The organism is Comamonas odontotermitis (assembly GCF_040396735.1).
GTDB classification, from domain to species: Bacteria; Pseudomonadota; Gammaproteobacteria; order Burkholderiales; family Burkholderiaceae_C; genus Comamonas; species Comamonas odontotermitis_C.
In genome coordinates this window covers 1-18,909 of the sequence record NZ_JBEBNZ010000003.1, presented here as the reverse complement: position 1 = coordinate 18,909, position 18,909 = coordinate 1, and the positions used below count along the sequence as shown (strand labels likewise).

The 18,909-nt window shown below is 63.0% G+C and carries 14 protein-coding genes and 1 pseudogene; 12 read left to right on the top strand and 3 right to left on the bottom strand.

What is annotated here, in order from left to right:
• Positions 1-90 precede the first annotated feature (90 nt).
• The 11 genes from ACH2DG_RS04090 (at position 91) to cydX (ending at position 13,685) form a co-directional block, all read left to right on the top strand.
• On the top strand, positions 91-1,437 hold the full coding sequence (locus tag ACH2DG_RS04090; RefSeq protein ID WP_395024426.1) for a uracil-xanthine permease family protein: 1,347 nt from the start codon (positions 91-93) through the stop codon (positions 1,435-1,437).
• 2 nt (positions 1,438-1,439) lie between these two features.
• The gene (locus ACH2DG_RS04085) at positions 1,440-2,876 is read left to right on the top strand and encodes an amidohydrolase family protein (RefSeq protein ID WP_395024425.1); all 1,437 of its coding nucleotides are present in this window, start codon (positions 1,440-1,442) and stop codon (positions 2,874-2,876) included.
• Positions 2,873-3,586, top strand: a complete 714-nt coding sequence (locus tag ACH2DG_RS04080; protein ID WP_395024424.1) for a sulfite exporter TauE/SafE family protein — start codon at positions 2,873-2,875, stop codon at positions 3,584-3,586. The genes ACH2DG_RS04085 and ACH2DG_RS04080 overlap by 4 nt, the downstream gene beginning before the upstream one ends.
• Before the next feature lie 158 nt (positions 3,587-3,744).
• On the top strand, positions 3,745-4,074 hold the full coding sequence (locus tag ACH2DG_RS04075; protein ID WP_395024423.1) for a hypothetical protein: 330 nt from the start codon (positions 3,745-3,747) through the stop codon (positions 4,072-4,074).
• 180 nt (positions 4,075-4,254) lie between these two features.
• Complete coding sequence (locus ACH2DG_RS04070; protein ID WP_395024422.1) at positions 4,255-5,277, top strand: P1 family peptidase; 1,023 nt, start codon at positions 4,255-4,257, stop codon at positions 5,275-5,277.
• Between the two features lie 41 nt (positions 5,278-5,318).
• Positions 5,319-6,746 (top strand): TAXI family TRAP transporter solute-binding subunit, encoded by a 1,428-nt coding sequence (locus ACH2DG_RS04065; protein ID WP_395024421.1) that lies wholly within the window; start codon positions 5,319-5,321, stop codon positions 6,744-6,746.
• Between the two features lie 469 nt (positions 6,747-7,215).
• Positions 7,216-8,967 carry a thiol reductant ABC exporter subunit CydD gene (cydD, locus tag ACH2DG_RS04060; protein WP_395024420.1) on the top strand — a complete coding sequence of 584 codons (1,752 nt, stop codon included), beginning with the start codon at positions 7,216-7,218 and terminating at the stop codon, positions 8,965-8,967.
• The gene (locus tag ACH2DG_RS04055; protein WP_395024419.1) at positions 8,964-10,688 is read left to right on the top strand and encodes an amino acid ABC transporter ATP-binding/permease protein; all 1,725 of its coding nucleotides are present in this window, start codon (positions 8,964-8,966) and stop codon (positions 10,686-10,688) included. The genes cydD and ACH2DG_RS04055 overlap by 4 nt, the downstream gene beginning before the upstream one ends.
• A gap of 71 nt (positions 10,689-10,759) precedes the next feature.
• Positions 10,760-12,361: a cytochrome ubiquinol oxidase subunit I gene (locus ACH2DG_RS04050; protein WP_395024418.1), complete on the top strand. Its 1,602-nt coding sequence runs from the start codon at positions 10,760-10,762 to the stop codon at positions 12,359-12,361.
• 4 nt (positions 12,362-12,365) lie between these two features.
• Positions 12,366-13,520 (top strand): cytochrome d ubiquinol oxidase subunit II, encoded by a 1,155-nt coding sequence (gene cydB / locus ACH2DG_RS04045; RefSeq protein WP_395024417.1) that lies wholly within the window; start codon positions 12,366-12,368, stop codon positions 13,518-13,520.
• A gap of 33 nt (positions 13,521-13,553) precedes the next feature.
• Positions 13,554-13,685 carry a cytochrome bd-I oxidase subunit CydX gene (gene cydX, locus ACH2DG_RS04040; RefSeq protein WP_395024416.1) on the top strand — a complete coding sequence of 44 codons (132 nt, stop codon included), beginning with the start codon at positions 13,554-13,556 and terminating at the stop codon, positions 13,683-13,685.
• A gap of 156 nt (positions 13,686-13,841) precedes the next feature.
• Here cydX and ACH2DG_RS04035 read toward each other — a convergent pair whose 3' ends face one another.
• The 3 genes from ACH2DG_RS04035 to ACH2DG_RS04025 form a co-directional block, all read right to left on the bottom strand.
• Positions 13,842-14,555 (bottom strand): GNAT family N-acetyltransferase, encoded by a 714-nt coding sequence (locus ACH2DG_RS04035; RefSeq protein ID WP_395024415.1) that lies wholly within the window; start codon positions 14,553-14,555, stop codon positions 13,842-13,844.
• Positions 14,556-14,672: 117 nt separating this feature from the next.
• Positions 14,673-16,073, bottom strand: coding sequence for a murein L,D-transpeptidase family protein (locus ACH2DG_RS04030; RefSeq protein ID WP_395024414.1), 1,401 nt, complete (start codon positions 16,071-16,073; stop codon positions 14,673-14,675).
• Positions 16,074-16,214: 141 nt separating this feature from the next.
• Positions 16,215-17,504, bottom strand: a complete 1,290-nt coding sequence (locus tag ACH2DG_RS04025; RefSeq protein ID WP_395024413.1) for a tetratricopeptide repeat protein — start codon at positions 17,502-17,504, stop codon at positions 16,215-16,217.
• 531 nt (positions 17,505-18,035) lie between these two features.
• On the opposite strand from ACH2DG_RS04025, the pseudogene ACH2DG_RS04020 reads away from it, so the two are divergent.
• Positions 18,036-18,909 (top strand): annotated as a pseudogene (locus tag ACH2DG_RS04020) (hypothetical protein); the annotation flags it as partial.

Here is an 18,909-nt window from a genome sequence, read left to right as displayed (position 1 = left end):
GCCCCAAAACCTGCCTCTGGCAGTTTTTTCCGGCCGTCTCCCAAATCGTTTTGGGAAGCCCATCTGTTTTGTTCCACGCCTGCACAGCATATGAACGACTCCACTCCCGACAGCGTCGACACTTCCCCCGCCTGGCCCCAGATGCTGCTGTTCGCCCTGCAGCATGTGCTGGTGATGGCGGCTGCGCCCATCACCTCGGTGTTCCTGGTGGCCAAGGCACTGGATCTGCCTTCCGACCTGATCGTCAACCTCATCAGCGCCACATTCCTGATGTGCGGGCTCGGCGCCGTCCTGCAGTCGCTGGGCACGGCACGCCTGGGTGCAAAGCTGCCGTTCGTGATGGTGCCGGGGGGCGCGCCCGTGGTGATGTTTCTAGGTATCGCCCAGCAGCGCGATCTGCAGACAGCCTGCGGGGCGGTCATCCTCACGTCGCTGTTCTACTTCCTGGTCCTGCCGGTCTTCTCGCGGCTGCTGCGGTTCTTTCCCAAGATCGTTATCGGCACCCTGCTCCTGCTGGTGTCGATCAATCTGCTCAAGGTGTATGGCAGCATCATCGTGGGCAAGCCCGGCTCGGCCGACTTCGCCAGTCTCTCGCATATCGGCCTTGCGCTTGCCACTATTGCACTGACCTTGCTGTTCGCGCGTATATTCAAAGGCACCCTCGGCCAGTTGGCGGTGCTGCTGGGCCTGATTGCAGGCACCTTGCTGGCCGCTGCCCTGGGACAGACGGATTTCAGCGCCGTGGCGCAGGGGCCGGTGCTGAGCCTGCCCACCTTCCTGCCCTTTGGGCCGCCCAAGTTCGATCTGGCCGCCACCGTGCCGCTCCTGGTCTTCAGTGTGATTTCCATGGTCGAGGCCACCGGCCAGACCATGGCCGTAGCCGAGATGGTGGGCAGCAAGGACAGCGCGCGCACCCTGGTGCCGCGCACCATCCGTGGCGACGCGGTGATGTCGCTGGCTGGCGGCTTCTTCGGCACCTCGATGATCATCACCAGCGGCGAGAACATCGGCCTGGTGCGTGCCACCCAGGTGCGCTCGCGCTACGTCACCGCCCTTGCAGGGGTGATGCTGGCCCTGGTGGCCGTGCTCGCGCCGCTGGGGCGCCTGGCCAACGCCATTCCGGCGCCCGTGGTCAGTGCGACGGCCATCATCATCTTTGCCATCATCGGCACGATCGGCATCGACATCCTGCGCAAGGTCGACCTGCACCAGCGCAGCAATATGTACGTGCTGGCCGGCGCGCTCACCATGGGCCTGCTGCCGATTCTGGTGCCCGGCTTCTACAGCCAGTTTCCCAAGGGCCTGCAGCCCATTCTGGGCAACGGCCTGGCCATGGGCTCAATCACCGCCGTGGTGCTGAATCTGCTCTTCCATGGCGTTGGCCAGGAGCCAACCGCACCCGCCGCTGCCGCCGCCCCCTTCTCTTCCAAAGAATGACGATGTATCCAGATATCCTTCCCGCGCAGTTGCAGGCCTCCACCCTGCTGCTGCGCCCGCAATATGTGCTGCTGAAGACCGGCATGGTCACGGACCACGCTGTGCTGGTGGAAAACGGCAGGTTCCACGACGTGGGTCCGCGCGCGCTGCTCGATGCGCGCCATGCCGATGTCCCGGCGCTGGATCTGCCGGGCAAGCTCGTCATGCCCGGCATGATCGACGGCCATCACCATCTCACGCAGTCGTTTGGCAAATCGCTGGCCTATGGCGAGCCTTCGGAGATCTTCCGCCGGGTCTGGGTGCCGCTGGAATCCAGCCTGGACGATGAATTCGTCTACCAAAGCGCCAAGCTCGCCGCGCTCGAATCCCTGCGCGGCGGCTTCACCACGGTGTGCGACGCCGGCACGCGCGCCAAAGGCGAGATCAGCGCCGTGGCCAACGCCACCAGCGAAGCCGGTCTGCGCTGCGTGCTGGGTATCATCTGCAACGACGGAGGCAACCAGAGCACCGATGAGCAGCGGCGCACCATATTGAAGGCGGCAGAGCGCTTCATGGCCGACTATGCAGGCCACGCGATGGTGCATCCCTCGCTGGCCATCTCCATTCCAGAGGTGGCGTCCGATTCCATGCTGCGCGCCGTATCGCAGCGCTGCGCCGAGGCGGGCATCATCTTCCAGACCCATGTGAACGAGCACCTGGCCAGCGTGGAGCGCTCGGTCGTTGCCCGTGGCATGCGCCCGCTGGAGCATCTGGCGAGCGTCGGCGCACTGGGCCCGCAGACCTTGATTGCCCATGGCACCTTGCTGATGCCCGCCGAATTGATGTTGCTCAAGAGTACAGACACTGCCGTCAGCTACAACCCGGTCGCCAGTGCCTGGAAGGGCAACGCCGTCGCCCCCGCCGGGCTGATGGCCGCCATGGGCATCCGCTTTGCGCTGGGCACTGACTCCACGCGCAGCGATGCCTTCCGCCTGATGGACGCAGCCGAGGCTGCGCAGAAGTTTGCCTTTGCCATGGCGGCGGGCGATACCTCGGCCGGCGCGGGCTGGACCTGGCTGAACCACGCCACCCATGCGGGGGCCCAAGCCGTTGGCCTGGGCCAGCGCATTGGCGAGATTACCGTGGGCAAGCAGGCCGACTTCCTGATTGTGGACGTGGACACGCCCGAGCTATGCACCAGCATCGACCTGAGCTGGGATCTGGTGCGCCTCGCCCAGCGCGACCAGATCATCGCCAGCTTCGTGGATGGCAAGCTGCGCCTTTTCCGGGGCTGGCCCGTGGACTGGGATGCACGCGCGCTGATGCGCGAGGTGGCAGACAAGGCACACGCCGCCATTGCCCAGGCCCCCATTCAGCGCCTGCACCCGACTGCCGATGCCCATCGCGCCCGCACCGTCGCCGGCAGCAGCATCTACCCGGCACGGGGTGATCTGCAATGAGTGCCGGGCAACTGTTGATTGCATCGATCGTCGTGGCCCTGGCATCGCTCGTGCAAGGCGCCAGCGGCATGGGGTTTGCGCTGATCGTGGCGCCGGTGCTGACCTTGCTGGCTCCCGACCTGCTTCCGGTGTGCGTGCTGATCTTGATGCTGCCGCTCAACGCCTATGTGGCCTGGCGCGAGCGGCATGCGCTTGACCGGCGTGGCGCCGCCTGGATCAGCGCCGGGCGTCTGGTGGGCACCTTTGGCGGCCTCGCCGTGCTCTTGGTGCTCAGCGCCCAGGCCCTGTCAGTGTTTGTGGGGCTGTCCACCATTGCAGCAACCGCCGTGACCTGGTTCATGCCAGCCTTCGTGCCGGGCGTGGCCGCTTTCCTCATCGCCGGACTTGTGACCGGAGTGACCGAAACGGCCACCGGCATTGGAGGACCGCCATTGGCGCTGACCTACCAGCATCGCCCGCCCGCCGAGATGCGCGCCACGCTGGCAACCTGCTTTCTGGTCGGCGAGGTGATTTCGCTACTGGTACTGCTGGCCATGGGCCGCGTGCATGCCGAGCACTGGATCGCCGCCGCGCAACTGTCGCCAGCTCTGGCGCTAGGCGCATTTGCCAGCCGCATGGTACACACCCGCATCGATGCCCGGGCCATGCGCATCTTCGTACAGGTATTCTCCGTGGCCTCAGGTCTGGTGCTGTTGGCCAAGGCCTTGTGATCAAGGACATCAACGCAGCCAATCATGGTGCAAAATCCGATAGATTTTCACCCATGAAAGCGACTGTTAGCGCTGATATACAAACCAACCATTGCTCATCTTTTGATACACGAATATCCGCTAAGCTTCGCAGCTTCATTCACCCGTCATGAATGCCCATGAGCCGCCTGCTTGCACAACTTCTTGTTCCTTTGGCCCTGGCCAGCCTGTCTGCCCCCATCTGGGCGCATGACGACGACCACCATGGACGCCGCCACCATCGCAAGGAGTACAAGGAAGAGTACTGGGACGGCCAGTGCAAGATCGAGCGCAAGTGGAAGAAGAACGGCGAGTACAAGGAAAAGCGCAAGTGCCGCGACCGGCCCGTCGTCTACCAGCAGCCGGTGTATGTGGAGCCGCAACCGGTTGTTGTGGCGCCCCGCCCCGTGATCGCCATTCCCAAGCCCGAAGCCATTGTGATCAGCCCGCAGATCGTGATTCGTCCCTGATGGATGCGCGCGCATCAAGGCACTTGAAGCATTCATGCGCTCTGGCGCCCGATGGGAAAGCACCTCAAGCTATATAAAAAGTAGCAAATCAGCTCACAGCAAAGCGCTGTCAGACACTTGTTTGACAGCGCTTTGGCTTTTGTGGCACCCGCGCGCCCGGCCTTGGCCCACAATCGGCCCATGTCTTCCAACGCAAAACAATTTCCGGCCACGGGCGCCATCACCCTGGTGCAAGGCATCGAGGTCGGACACTTCACCGACAGCCGCCGCCCCACGGGTTGCACAGCCATTCTGGCCAGAGAAGGTGCCGTAGGCGGCGTGGACGTGCGCGGAGCCGCCCCCGGCACGCGCGAGACCGATCTGCTGCACCCCACCAATCTGGTCGAGCGCGTGCATGCCATCGTGCTGGCCGGTGGCAGCGCCTGGGGGCTGGATGCCGCCAGTGGGGCCATGCGCTGGCTTGAAGAGCAAGGTGTGGGCCTGGACATCTCGGTGGGCCGTATTCCCCTCGTACCTGCGGCCGTGCTGTTTGATGTACTGGTGGGCGATATGCGCGTGCGCCCCGACGCCGCTGCCGGCTATGCCGCATGCCAGGCCGCCAGCCGCGCCATGCCTGCGCAAGGCAATGTGGGCGCCGGTGCAGGCGCTGCCGTAGGCAAGATCTTTGGCATCGGGCGTGCCATGAAAGGCGGCATTGGCACGGCTTCTGTCACCGTCGACGGCGTGACCGTGGGCGCCATCATTGCCTGCAACGCGCTGGGCGATGTGATCCACCCCGACACCGCTCAAGTGGTGGCGGGCGCGCGCACCGCAGATGGCAGGCAGCTCATGGACACGCGCCGCGCCCTGCTGCGCGGCGAGCCCCCCAGGCCGCTGTTGGCGGGCACCAACACCACCATTGGCGTGCTGGCAACAGACGCCACTATCACCAAGGCTCAGGCCAGCCGCCTGGCCACGGTCGCCCACGATGGCCTGGCGCGCGCCATCAACCCGGTGCACACCATGTCGGACGGCGACACGCTTTTCTGCCTGGGCACGGGTGCCACCGGCCGCAGCCCCGGCATGATGGTGCTGGCCACCATGGCCGCCGAAGCCGTGGCCCAGGCCACCTTGCAAGCTGTGCTGCAGGCGCGCAGCTTACATCTGGATGCCGGAGAAAACCACAAAGCGCTGCACTTGCCCAGCGCCGCTGATTTACAGTAAGCGGTCTTCCAATACCGCTGCATGCGCAGCACCCGAACACCATGGGTGACCGATCCACCACGATGCGCCACAAGGCCTACCAACTGCGCCAGACTTTGATCACGCTGGTGCTCAATATCCGCGATGCGGTGGTGTCCGGCGGGCCCTTGGTGATCATTGCGGTGGCGCTGATCGTGGCGGCCTACTGGTGGCTCAAGCCCAATCCGCCGTCGCAAGTGACGCTCGCCACCGGCCCGGCGCAAAGCGCCTATGCCAGTTTTGGCGACCAATACCGCTCGGCCCTCGCCAGCAACAAGATCAAGGTGAATCTGGAAGCCAGCGAAGGCTCGTTCAACAACCTGCAACTGCTGCGCGAAGGCAAGGCAGACCTCGCCTTTGTGCAGGGCGGAACGGCCAGCCTGACCGATGAAGACCTGGAAAGCCTCACCTCACTGGGCGCACTTTTTCTGGAGCCGGTCTGGCTGTTCTACCGCTCCGATTCCGCACAGCGCCTCAACAAGCACCCGCAGTTGACCAGCATGACCCAGCTGGCCGGCTGGAAGGTGAATGTCGGCACGGCAGGCAGCGGCGTGCCCACCCTGTTCAACCAGTTGCTCGAGGCCAACCACCTCAGCCCCAGGCAGCTGACGCTGTCGCAATTGACAGAAACACCGGCCACGGTCGATTTTCTGGCGGGCAAACTCGACGCCATGGTCTTCGTCTCCGCGCCCGAATCCCTGATGGTGCAGATGCTGCTGCAAACGCCCGGGGTGCAACTGATGGATTTTCCGCAGAACGAGGCCTATGGCCGCAAGTTCAGATTCTTGACGCCGGTCACGCTCCCACGCGGCATCGTGGATCTGGCCGCCAATGTGCCGCCGCGCAATGTGCACCTGCTGGCATCCACCACCTCGCTTCTGGCGCGCGACGATACCCATCCCGCCATCAAGCAGCTGTTTGCCCAGGCTTCGCAGAACATCCACAGCAATGCAGGCTGGTTCAACCGGGCGCGTGATTTTCCCAATACCAAGAGCAGCGAGTTGCCGGTGGCACAAGAAGGCGTGCGGGCCATCAACGAGCCCTCTCCCTGGCTGCAGCGCTATCTGCCTTTCTGGCTGGCCAACCTGGTGGAGCGCATGTGGCTGGTGATGGGTGTTCTGCTCGCCTTCATGCTGCCGCTGTCACGCATCGTTCCGCCGCTCTACCAGTTCCGTGTGCGCTCGCGGGTGTTCAAGTGGTATGGACGGCTGCGCGCCGTTGAGCATGAGATGGAGCAGCCCGACCCTGACCGCGCCGGTATCCGGGCCGAGCTGGAGGAGCTCGGCCGCAAGGTCGAGAAAATCACCGTGCCGCTGTCCTACGCCGACGAGCTGTACGCGCTGCGCAGCCATATCCATTGGGTGCTGCAGAAGCTGGATATGCAAAGCCGGGAGCCTGCGCCACCCCCACAGGGCCCGGCCAAAGGGCCAGACCACGCTTCGGCCATCTGACCCTGCTGCGCCAGATCCAGGCCCAGGCGCAGAGCAGCCTCCCTGCCCAACATTGCTCGCCCCTGCGTAGCGGTTGACGGGTAACTGGTAACGGGCGACGACACACACGTCCCGATAGCCTCGGGACAACCCTTGCATTCCTTGACTTACAGCAAGGTCTCGCCACACCGCTAGCACCAGAATACGGGTAAACCTTGACGTCAGGCAACGTGCCGCCGCGCACATGAAGGCGGTGCGGTGCTGCACGAAATCGGCGTTATCCGCTTGGAATGCCTTTCTTAGGCAGGCTCAACTGCTAATTTTGATAGCAAAAAACCGCGTGCATCGCGCACGGCTTGGCGCAACAATGCGCCAAAGGATTGACTGTTATCAAGATCGGAGCCTAGGCCCTTGGCATAAGTCAAGTGTTATTTGTATTTACAATACTTTCACTAATTATTGAAAATTAGAAACTCCATAAACATTCACGATGGCCTCCGACCCGCCCACCTCATCCACCGCCCATGCGACAGGCGCGGTGCAGCGCCCCTCCAGAGGCGGAGCGTGGCTGCAAGTGGTGGCGGCATTGTTGTGGCTGCCTCAGGCTGCGGTGATTGCCTGGAGCATTGGCGCCCTGCAACAGGGTTCGGCCTGGAATGAGGTCTGGAAGGCGATGGCCTGCTTCCTGGCCATCGGCTTGGTGCGCGCACTGGTGGATGCTGCCGGCCTTCGCCTCGCTTTCACAGCAGCGCGGCGCTATACGCAGCAGTTGCGCCAGCATGCACTGCAGACGCTGGCATGGCGCGCACCCACCGACAGCCAACGCCCGTCCCCCGGCCTGGCCGCAAGTGTACTGAATGAGCAGGCCGACCAGATCACCCCTTACTTTGCGCGCTACACCACGGCCCGCAGCAAGGTGGTGGTGGTGCCCTTGGTGATCCTTGCATGCGTGGCCTGGTTTTCATGGGTGTCGGCGCTGGTGCTTCTGGTGGCCGCACCGCTGATTCCCATCTTCATGGCCCTGGTGGGCTGGCGTGCGGAGGCCGCCAGCCAGAAGCATCTGCAGGAAATGGGCAACCTCAACCAGTTTCTGCTGGACCGCCTGCAGGGCCTCGCCAGCATCCGCGGTCTGGGCGCCGTTCCTTCGGTAGCCAACCAGCTTGCAGCCACCGCCGAGCGCCTGCGCAGCAACACCATGGCGGTGCTTAAGATTGCATTCCTGTCGTCGGCAGTGCTGGAGCTGTTTTCTGCGTTGGGCGTGGCCCTGGTTGCCGTGTACGTGGGGTTCCACCTGCTGGGCCAGTTGCCGTTTGGCAGTTGGGGCGGTCAGCTCAGCCTGGCCCAGGCCATGTTTGTGCTACTGCTCGCTCCTGCCTTCTTCGAGCCATTGCGCGAGCTGTCAGCCGTCTGGCATGACAAGGCGGCCGGTCTTGCCGCAGAACAGGCACTGCAGGCGCTGCAAGAGCCCGGCCCCCGGTTGGTGGGAGCAATTCACCACGACGCAGCAGCCCCTGCGGTGCATCCGGACCCCAACACCCCGCGCGGCCTGCACATTGCGCTGCATGACGTGGGCTTTTGCTACACCGAAGGGGGCGTGCAGGTGGTGAACGGCTTCAATGCCGACATCCAGCCCGGCGAAAAGGTGGCACTCTGGGGCGAAAGCGGCAGTGGCAAATCAACCGTGATGGCATTGATTGCCGGGCTGGCAGCGCCATCGCAAGGCTGCATCCATATCGGAGGCCTGCCCCTGGACAGCGCCAACGCACCGACGCTGCGCAGTCGCATGGCCTGGGTTGCCCAGAAGCCGCATTTGTTTGCCACCAGCCTGCTTGGTAATATCAGCCTGGGCCGCGATCTGGATGACACCCTCTTGCGGCAAGCCGTGCACAGTGCCGCGCTGGGCGATGTGCTGGCCCAGCGCGGCAACGCCATCATCGGAGATGGCGGCCTGGGCCTCTCCGGTGGCGAAGCGCTGCGCCTGACCCTGGCCCGCGCCGCTGCCAATCCGGGCTGCCAACTGGTGCTGGCCGACGAGCCAACTGCCCATTTGGATGCCGAAACCGCACAGTTTGTGCGACAGGGTCTTTTGCAACTGGCTGCCGGCGGCGCGACCTTGGTGGTTGCCACACACGACCCGCTGCTGGCCGCCTGCATGGACCGGGTACTGCCCATCCAAAAGGACGGCAGCAGCACCCTCCCCTTCTGCGATGACGAAAAACGCGAGGAAGGAGCCACGGTATGAGAAGCTGGAACGCCCTGCGCCCCGTCGTCCAACTGTTTGTGCGCTCGGGCTACCGCCGCCAGTTGCTGACCGGCATGCTGCTGGCCATTGCGACCGTGCTCCTGGGCATGGCGCTGCTGGGTCTGTCCGGCTGGTTTCTGACGGCCTGCTATGTGGCAGGCCTGTCCACCGCAACTGCCCTGGTATTTGATGTGTTTGCCCCGGGCGCGGGCGTGCGTCTGCTCTCGGTACTGCGCACCGCTGCCCGCTATGGCGAGCGCGTGACCACGCATGACGCCACCCTGCGCGTGCTGGCCCAATTACGGGTACAGCTCTTTTCGCGCTTTTCTGCCGCTGATGTGGCACTGCGCCTGCGCCAACGCCCCGCGCGCCTGCTCTACCGCCTGACCGCCGACATCGACGCGCTGGACGCCGTGTATCTGCGCCTCTTCACCCCCGCGGCGGCCCTGCTTGCCAGCACCATAGCCACAGCACTTGCCTTGGGGTTGTTTCTGGACTGGCGCAGCGGCCTGCTGGTGGGCGCCCTGGTGCTCACGGGCGGCATCGCCTGCATCGCCTGGTGCATGCGTCGGGGCTTTGCGACTGCCATCAGGCGCAGTTTTGCGGGGGAGCATTTGCGTGCCGCCGTAATTGATGCAGTCGGTGGCCAGACCGAGCTGGTAATGGCCGGCCGCCTGCACCACCAGTTGCAGCAGGTACTGGCCGCAGAGCGCCAGCAGATGGCCGCCGACATGCGACTCAACCAGATCGAGGCCCAAGTGGGCATTGCCATTGCGATGACCGGGCACCTCGCCACGGCCGCCGCGCTGCTGTCTGCGGGCTGGCTGGTGCTGCAGGGCCAGATCGGCGCGCCGATTGCGGCCCTGGCCACCCTGGTGCTGCTGGCGGCTCTAGAGCCGCTCTTGAACATACGTCGCGGCGCCATGGAAGCAGGCCGCACCCTGCTGGCTGCCCGCCGCCTGGCGCCCCAATTGCAGGCCACTCCCGCCCCCGCTGATCCTCTGCCGCCCACCACGGGCCTGGTGGTCGATCTGCAAGACGCCAGCGTTCAATACAGCGCCAGCGCCCAGGCGACACTGCCACACATCGATCTGCAGGTGGCCGATGGCGAATGGCTGGTGCTCGCCGGCCCGAGCGGCACGGGCAAATCCAGCCTGCTGGCCTTGATGGCGGGCGAGCTGCAGACCTCCACCGGCAAGGTACTGCGCCTGCCTGCCGCGAGCCTGCCGCAGCGCACCGAACTGTTCCACGACAGCATTGCAGGCAATCTGCGCCTTGCCTGCCCCGACGCCAGCGACGGCGCCTTGTGGGAAGCGCTGGAGGCTGCGGGCCTCGCGGCGGTGGTCGCAGCGCTCCCCCTGCAATTGGCCACGGCTTTGGGCAGCCAGGGCGCCGGCCTGTCGGGCGGCGAATCGCGCCGCCTCGCATTGGCCCGTTTGCTGCTGCACCCCGCGCCACTCACGCTGCTGGACGAGCCCACTGAAGGCCTGGACCGCCAGACCGCAGACCAGGTGATGAAGTCCATCGCCGGCTGGCACGCTGCGCGCCGAGCGAGCGCCCCGGCCACACCCTCTGCCATCGTCATGGCCAGCCATCTGCAGCGCGAAGCGCGCCACGCAGACCGCATTGTGTGGGTGGATCCCGCTTGCACCACCTGGCAGGATGCGCGCAAGGGAACACCCGAATTTGATGCGCTGATTGCACGGCTGCGACCGGGTTGAACACTGCCCGTTGGCCACTCACCCTCATTTCATCTGGATCGATAAATACCAAGAACGGAAAGGACCATTTCATGGATATCGACATTGTCGGGCTATCAAGGTTGCAGTTTGCAATCACTGCCCTCTACCACTTTCTCTTTGTCCCATTGACCTTGGGCCTGTCGATGTTGATCGCCATCATGGAGACGGTGTACGTGATGACGCGCCGCGTCATCTGGCGACAGATGACCAAGTTCTGGGGCACGCTGTTCGGCATCAACTTCGTGATGGGCGTTGCCACCGGCGTGGTGATGGAATTCCAGTTCGGCATGAACTGGAGCTACTACAGCCACTATGTGGGCGACATCTTTGGTGCGCCGCTCGCTATTGAAGGCCTGATGGCCTTCTTCCTGGAAGCCACCTTCGTCGGCTTGTTCTTCTTTGGCTGGGACAAGCTCTCCCCCGTCAAGCACCTGATCGTGACCTGGCTCACGGCGCTGGGCACCAATTTCTCGGCGCTGTGGATTCTGATTGCCAACGGCTGGATGCAGAACCCCGTAGGTGCCGTGTTCAACCCGCAGACTATGCGCATGGAAGTGAACGACTTTGGCGCGGTGCTGACCAATCCCGTTGCACAGGCCAAGTTTGTACATACCGTATCCGCCGGCTACGTATGCGCCGCCATTTTTGTGCTGGGCATTTCTGCCTGGTACCTGCTCAAGGGACGCCATGTGCAGCTTGCCAAGCGTTCGATGACCGTTGCCGCCGCGTTTGGCCTTGCCGGAGCGCTGTCTGTGGTGGTGCTGGGGGACGAATCCGGTTACCTCTCGGGCGAACACCAGAAGATGAAGCTGGCAGCCATCGAAGCCATGTGGGAGACCGAGCCTGCGCCAGCCTCCTTCACCGCCATTGGATTTCCCGACCAGGAAGCGCGCGAGACGCACTATGCCGTGCATATCCCATGGGTGATGGGCCTGATTGGCACCCGCTCGCTCGATACCGAACTGCAGGGCATCAACGACCTGGTCAAACACGCCGAGGTACTGATCCGCGACGGCATCAAGGCCTACGACGCGCTGGAGAAGATCCGCGAAGCGGGCTCCACCACCACCATCTCGCCTGAGCTGAAGGAGCAATTCGAAGCCAATGGAAACGCGCTGGGCTATGCACTGTTGCTCAAGCGCTACGTGGATGACCCACGTCAAGCGACCGATGCGCAGATTGCCAAGGCTGCATCCGACACCATTCCGCAGGTCGCGCCGCTGTTCTGGACCTTCCGCATCATGGTCGCACTGGGCATGTTCTTCATCGTGCTGACCGCCGTGTTCTTCTACCTGGCGTCGCGCCACCAACTCGACAAATACCGCTGGCTGCTGTGGGTGGCGGTGTGGTCCATCCCGCTGCCGTGGGTAGCCATTGAATGCGGCTGGTTTGTCGCCGAATTCGGCCGCCAGCCCTGGATCATCGAAGGTGTGCTGCCTACGGCCGTGGCTGCATCCAACCTGGGTGTCACCACCCTGCTGATCACGATTTTGGGCTTCGTGGCGATCTACTCGGTGCTGTTTGTCATCGAGATGAAGCTGATGTTCAAGGCCATCAAAAAAGGCCCTGAGCTGGAGCCCGAGCAACAGGAGCCCCAGCCGCTGAGCTATGCCTCGGTTGCCACTGCACAACCTACCTATTCAGGAAAGTAACACCATGATCTTGCATACACTTTTGGATTACGACACGCTACGTGTCATCTGGTGGGTGCTGCTGGGCGTGCTGCTGATCGGCTTTGCCGTGATGGATGGCTTTGACCTGGGCACCGGCATGCTGCTGCCTTTCCTGGGCAAGAACGATGTGGAGCGCCGCGTCATCATCAACGCGGTGGGCCCCACCTGGGAAGGCAACCAGGTCTGGTTGATTCTGGGCGGCGGCGCCATCTTTGCCGCCTGGCCCCAGCTGTATGCCGTGTCCTTCTCGGGCTTTTACCTGGCGATGTTCGTGATCCTGATCGGTTTGATTCTGCGCCCTGTTGCCTTCAAATACCGCAGCAAGAACGAATCCAAGGCCTGGCGCAATGGCTGGGACTGGGCATTGTTCGCGGGTGGCTTCATCCCCACCCTGATCTGTGGCGTAGCGCTGGGCAACGTGTTGCAAGGCGTTCCCTTCCGCCTGACACCGGAGCTGTTCATCCACTACGACGGCAGTTTCTTCGGCCTGCTCAACCCGTTTGCCATCCTTACGGGTCTGGTCTCCGTCGCCATGCTGACCATGCACGGCGCCGCCTGGCTGGGCATCAAGACCGAAGGCGCGGTTGCGCAGCGTGCCCGCACCGTGGGCTCCATTGCCGCCATCCTGACCGCCGTGCTGTTTGCGCTAGCCGGCGTCGTGCTGTGGAAATTTGTGGATGGTTATGCCATTACCTCTGCCGTGAACACCACCGGCCCGTCCAACCCGCTGTTCAAGACCGCCGCCCACATGCCCGGCGCGTGGATGGCCAACTACAGCAAGTACCCCTGGACCACGGCCGCACCTGTTCTGGGTGTCCTGGGCTGCCTGATTGCTGCAGTGCTGATGCGCGCACGCAAGGAAGGCCTGGCCATGATCTTCAGTGGCCTGGGTATCGCCGGAATCATTCTGACTGTGGGTGCATCCATGTTCCCCATGATCCTGCCTTCTACCGTCGATCCGCGTTTCAGCCTGACCGTCTGGGATTCTTCGTCCAGCCACATGACCTTGTTCATCATGCTGGTGTGCACCCTCATCTTCCTGCCGATCATCCTGGCCTACACCACCTGGGTGTACCGCGTGCTGTGGGGCAAGGTCGATGAAAAGCAGATTCGTGAAGGCAGCGGCCACGCCTACTGAGGCTGGGCTGCATATCAAAAGAAAGGATTATTTATGTGGTATTTCGCCTGGATCCTCGGACTTCCGCTGGCAGCCGCGTTTGCCGTGCTCAACGCGATGTGGTTTGAAATGACCGAAGACCAAAAGCTGCGTGACCAGTTGATGAACGACCCGAACGCCAACTGAAGGAACGCAGCCGCCGCCCCTGCCGCAAAAGGGACGGGCTTGATACGAAAGGCCCTGGCACCATGCCAGGGCCTTTTTATTGCTATTAATTTTGAATATCAAGCGCAATACAGAAAAGCGCCTGCACCTGATTTCACTTGCATCGGATGACGAAAATCACCGTGCACCACGCAGCTCGGCCAGTGAATGTTTCTGACGCCCGGTGGCGTCAAAGTTGGTGGGCGAAAGCCATGCCTGGAATGCTGCAGCGGCTTTTGGCCAGTCGCTGTCGATGATGGCGAACCACGCCGTATCGCGGCTGCGCCCCTTGTACACCACCGCCTGGCGGAAGATGCCTTCAAAACTGAAGCCCAGGCGCTGTGCTGTCTTGCGTGAAGGCTCGTTGAAGTGATCACATTTCCACTCATAGCGCCGATAACCCAGTTGATCGAACACATAGGCCATCAGCAGATACTGCGCCTCGGTCGAGATCAGCGTTTGCTGCAGCAGTGGAGAGAAGGTGACGCTGCCAACCTCAATCACGCCATTTTTCGGGTCGATCCGCATCAGCGCCATGGTGCCCACGGCCTTGCCGCTGGCCAGATCGATCACGGCATAGTGGCGCGGATCGGCGCTCGTCTCCACACTTTCCAGGTAGGCGTGGTACGCCTGCGCATCGGCAAAGGGTCCTACGGCCATATAGGTCCACAAACGGACATCAGGGGCACTGCTGAAGGCCGCATGCAGATCGGCGGCGTGCCGCCCGGCATTGATGGGCTCCAGCCGGCAAAACCGGCCTTCGAGGGTGACGGGCGCGGGCAGCTCGCGCGGTGCCCAGTCGGGCAGTTCACAGCCAATGGCTTGGCCAAATTCGTTGGTACGGTCAGTCATGCCGGGCAGCTCCAGGGGCAAAAACAAAACCCCAGTGTGACAGCATGGTGGCTTTCAGAGCAACCGGCTATCTGCTGGACATCCGCCCGGTTTCATGGCACCGTTCTCAGGCGCCGGTCAATTCTGCGTGTCTTCCGAAAACAGCTTCCACTCGCTGCCCACCTTGCGCCAGTACTGGCGCAGCGACAGGGGCTCGGCCTGGTTCTTTCCCTTGAGGCGGAAATTGGCAATGCGAATCTCGCCTTGTGCATCTTTCCAGGCGAAGACTGATATGTCCTGCAAGCCGGCGCCGCCTTTGAAGACCGTCGCCATGCGCTCCTGCATGGCCTGTCCGCCCGCCGAGCTTCGCCAGTCTGGCTGGTAGAGCGGCGACAGCGCCGCCTGCGCATCCGCCTGACTCCATCCCTGCTGCCAGCGGTCCAACACGGAGAGGAAAGCGTCCCGCTCACGACCCATGCCCGCGTCGGCAGCCGCGACCCAGTGCAGGCGCTCACGCACCAGCACAGGTGAGAGGCGTCCCACGGTACGCATCAGGTGCGTCAGATCGGTATTGGCAAGCACCATGCAGCCGTCGCTCGCAAGCGGCAGGCGGGCAAACTGGTCTGGCGGCGTACCATGAAGCCAGATGCCGCTGCCCGAGCGCCCGACCACCTTGTCCCAGTCATTGGGGTAGTTCACCGTCAGGGCGCCCTTGCCGTAGAACTCCGGCAGCTTGGGGCCGGGAATCTGCCTGCCGATGAAATACACCCCTTCGGGCGTGCGTTGGTCACCCTCTTCGAGTTTTCCCATGCCCAGCTTGCCGACAGAGACGTAATAGTCGCCCGTCAAGCGCAGCTTGCCGCCTTCATTGGCAAACAGATACAGCCGCGACTTGCTCGCATCAATGGCAATTGCCTGGCGCACCGAGGGCGCCAGCGCCAGAAACTCCGCAGGAATGCTGCCAATCGCTGGCAAGGCATTGGCGCCCTGCACGCGGCGCTTGATCTCGTCCTGCAAGCCGCGCAACTGCTCCATGCTGTCTGCGCCGGGCGCTGCACTGGGTTGTGGCGTATGTTTGACCCGCATGGCTCCCGCCTCCGGCAACGGCGCAGGAGACAGCGCCCCCGCATGGCCGGTCTTGTAGCGCAGCAAATCGGCATACACCAACTGCGCAGCCTGAAAATGCGGTACGTCTGATGTCAGCCGGGATGCCTCCTGCAAAGCCACATCCAGTTTTTGCTGCTGTACCAGATCAATCACCTTCAACAAGCGCGCTTCGGCACTGGCGTGAATGGCGACAGGCACCGCTGCTGCCACGGGCACAGCGGCCAGCGCAGCGATGTTTTTGCTGCCTTTGGCAGGCTCGGAGGCCTTGGCTTTTTTCGCGCGCCGGCTTTCCTTGGCGGATGCAGCAGATTTGGCCGAAGAGCCTGCAGCCGCACGCTGGCTCTGCGTGGCACTGCCGGTTTTGCTTTCCGCTGCCTTTTTGGCATGCGCAACACCGAGCGCGCCGCTTGCGGCGACCGCCAGTGCTCCCATGGCCAACGGCCGCCAAAATTGCTTGCTAAAAGGCATTGCCCAGACATCCTCATCCCGCCACCCGACCACAGGTGGCGCGCTGCGCATGATACCGCGCCGCTCTATCCCTCAGACGCTATTGGTGCGAGATGGCTCGCAGCATCACCCCCCGGTTGCTTCGCGGACGATGTGCCACTGCCCTTTCTCATGGCGCAGGCTCAAGGTCTTGCGGGTGGTGGTCTTGAGCGAGCCCGCCGCATAGTACTGGCGGAACTTGGCCGTAGCCTGATCGCCATCCAGGCTGACCTGCAGGTTCTGCACTTTTACATCGATTGACTGCTTGCCGACAATCCGTGCCCTGCGCTCCTCTTTCCAGGCCGCAAGGCTGCCTCCGCCGGCCGGCTGGAACTTGTCGCTGTATGCATCCAGATAGGCTGTCATGTCCTTTTTCTCCCAGGCTGCCGCCCAGGCATGCACGGCGCGCTCCACCTCTGCCACCGCGCTTTGGCGTGCGGCGGGCTTGGCCTCCGCGACGGCAGCAGGCTTGGCTGCTGGCTCGTCCTTGGGCTTGGCGCTTGCTGCAGGTTGGGCCGGGGCTGGAGCAGGCGCCAAGGGTGCCGGTGCAGGCGCAACCGGCGCGGCAACGGGAGCCGGCGCTGGTGCAGGTGCCGCAGGTTTGGCAACAGGCGCCGACTCTGCCTTGGCGACCACAACGGGTTCGGGCTTGGCCACAGGTTGTGGTTTGGGTGGCTGCAAAGGCTCGGGCTTTGCTTCGGGCTTGGGCTCCGGCTTTCGTTCAGGCGCAGTTTCGGCCTTGGCCGGTGCTTTCACCGCCGACGGTGCCGCAGCACTTCCGGCATCGGCCACTACGGTTTTTCCGCGGCTGGCAGTTCCGGGCACGATCTGGGTGATCAGCGCCAGCTTGGGACGAATGTCCTGCCGCGAGCCGTCCAGTTGCAAAGCCTTGGAATAGGCCTCGCTCGCCATACGCGCATACAGGTCTCCCAGGTTTTCGTGGGCGGTGGAATAGCTGGGGTTGGTGCGAATCGCCTGCTCCAGCGCCTCGGCAGCCTTGCGCTCCTGCCCATCGGCGGCATACAGAACCGCCAGGTTGTTATAAGGCTCGGGCATGTTGGGATATTCGCGCGTCAAGGCCGAGAAAATCTTGATCGCCTGTGCATTCTGCTTTTGCTCGGTGGCAATCACCCCGCGCAAAAAGCGCATCTCCACGTCTGCCGGGTTCTGCTGCAGATGGCTATCGGCCTGCTTGGCAGCCAGATCCGCCTTCCCCTGCTCCAGCAACTGCGTTACCTCTTCGGCAGCGCGGGCCGCCAATGCAGGCAGGCCATGCAGCGCCACGCCACACCCCAGCAATAGCGCGGCCCAGTTGCGATGCCAGTACAAGCGGCGATTGGGTTGCACAGGCGGCAAGACGTGAGGCGCAGTCTTCATAAGCAATGGTTCTCTCTGCAATGGCTGGAAAAGGCAGGCAAGGCTGCCGGACACCCAAATGAGCGACATTGTGAGCCACTTGCGCATGCGTGCGACCAAAGGTCGCCGATTATACATTTAGATACATTCATTTTTATCGATAACGCGGACGCATAAGCAGCGGTGACTCAAGCGCCATCAGCATAAGCCATCAGCATTTGCGGGCAATGCGTATTTTCGGCTCCGGATCAGCACGAATGCGCTTTTCGGCGCACCCCAGGGTAAACGCCAATCAAGACAAAAAGCTACGGCTGCGTGGTGCCGACGTTACGTAACGTTCCCCGTAACACGGCAAGAAACAGCACCGACCCATCCCCATGCCTATCGACGCGGGAGAAAAACACATCAAATGAATCAATAAGTTAGAAGCATCTCATTTTTCACCCCGCTGTTTCCACATGTTGGCACGCCTATTGCGCTAGCTCTGGGTATCTGCCGTCTGGCTTTGTTTCCGGACCGGCCGCAAAACCAATTTTTAAAGGGAAACAGTACATGACCGCCGCCAACACATCGACCCTCTGCGTGACCAACGATGCCGCCAAATCCGGCGACGGTGCAAAAATGGCTTCCGCCTCGCTCACCCAAGCGTCTGCCGGTGTGCAGATCGTGCGTGGTGGCCAGTCAACGGCTGCTCAGGCAGGAGGCAAGCTGCAGATCGGCGACACCATCGTGGTTCCGGCTGGCGGCAACGCCCAAGCCGTCATCACCAACCATGACGGGCAATCGCAGATCGCCACATTGGCGGCCAATACCGAAGCCACTCTGGATAGCTGCGATAGTGGCGGCGCTGCGGGTGTGGCGGCATTCACCGCGGCCTCGGGCAGCGTGGAAACCGTTCCTGCAGCCGCAGATGTGGCCTCTCCTGCTGCCAAAGTAGAAGCAGCCGACAGCAACGACGATGCAGGTGGCGCCGTTCTGGGCGATTTCCTGCTTGCCAGCTTGGTCGGCATTGGCGGCGGCGTGCTTGCAGGCGCCCTGCTGAACAGCGGTGACGATGACGATGATTCCAAGCCCACCAACCCAGGGACCGAAGAGCCCGGCATGACCGATCCGACGGACTCGACGGATCCAACGGACTCGACCAATCCTACGGATACGACCAATCCTACGGACCCGACCAACCCTACGGACTCGACCAACCCTACGGACCCGACCAACCCTACGGACTCGACCAATCCTACGGATACGACCAATCCTACGGACCCGACCAACCCTACGGATCCGACCAACCCTACGGACTCGACCAACCCTACGGATCCGACCCATCCTACGGATCCGACCCATCCTACGGACCCAACCCATCCTACGGATCCGACCCATCCTACGGATCCGACCCATCCTACGGATCCGACCCATCCTACGGATC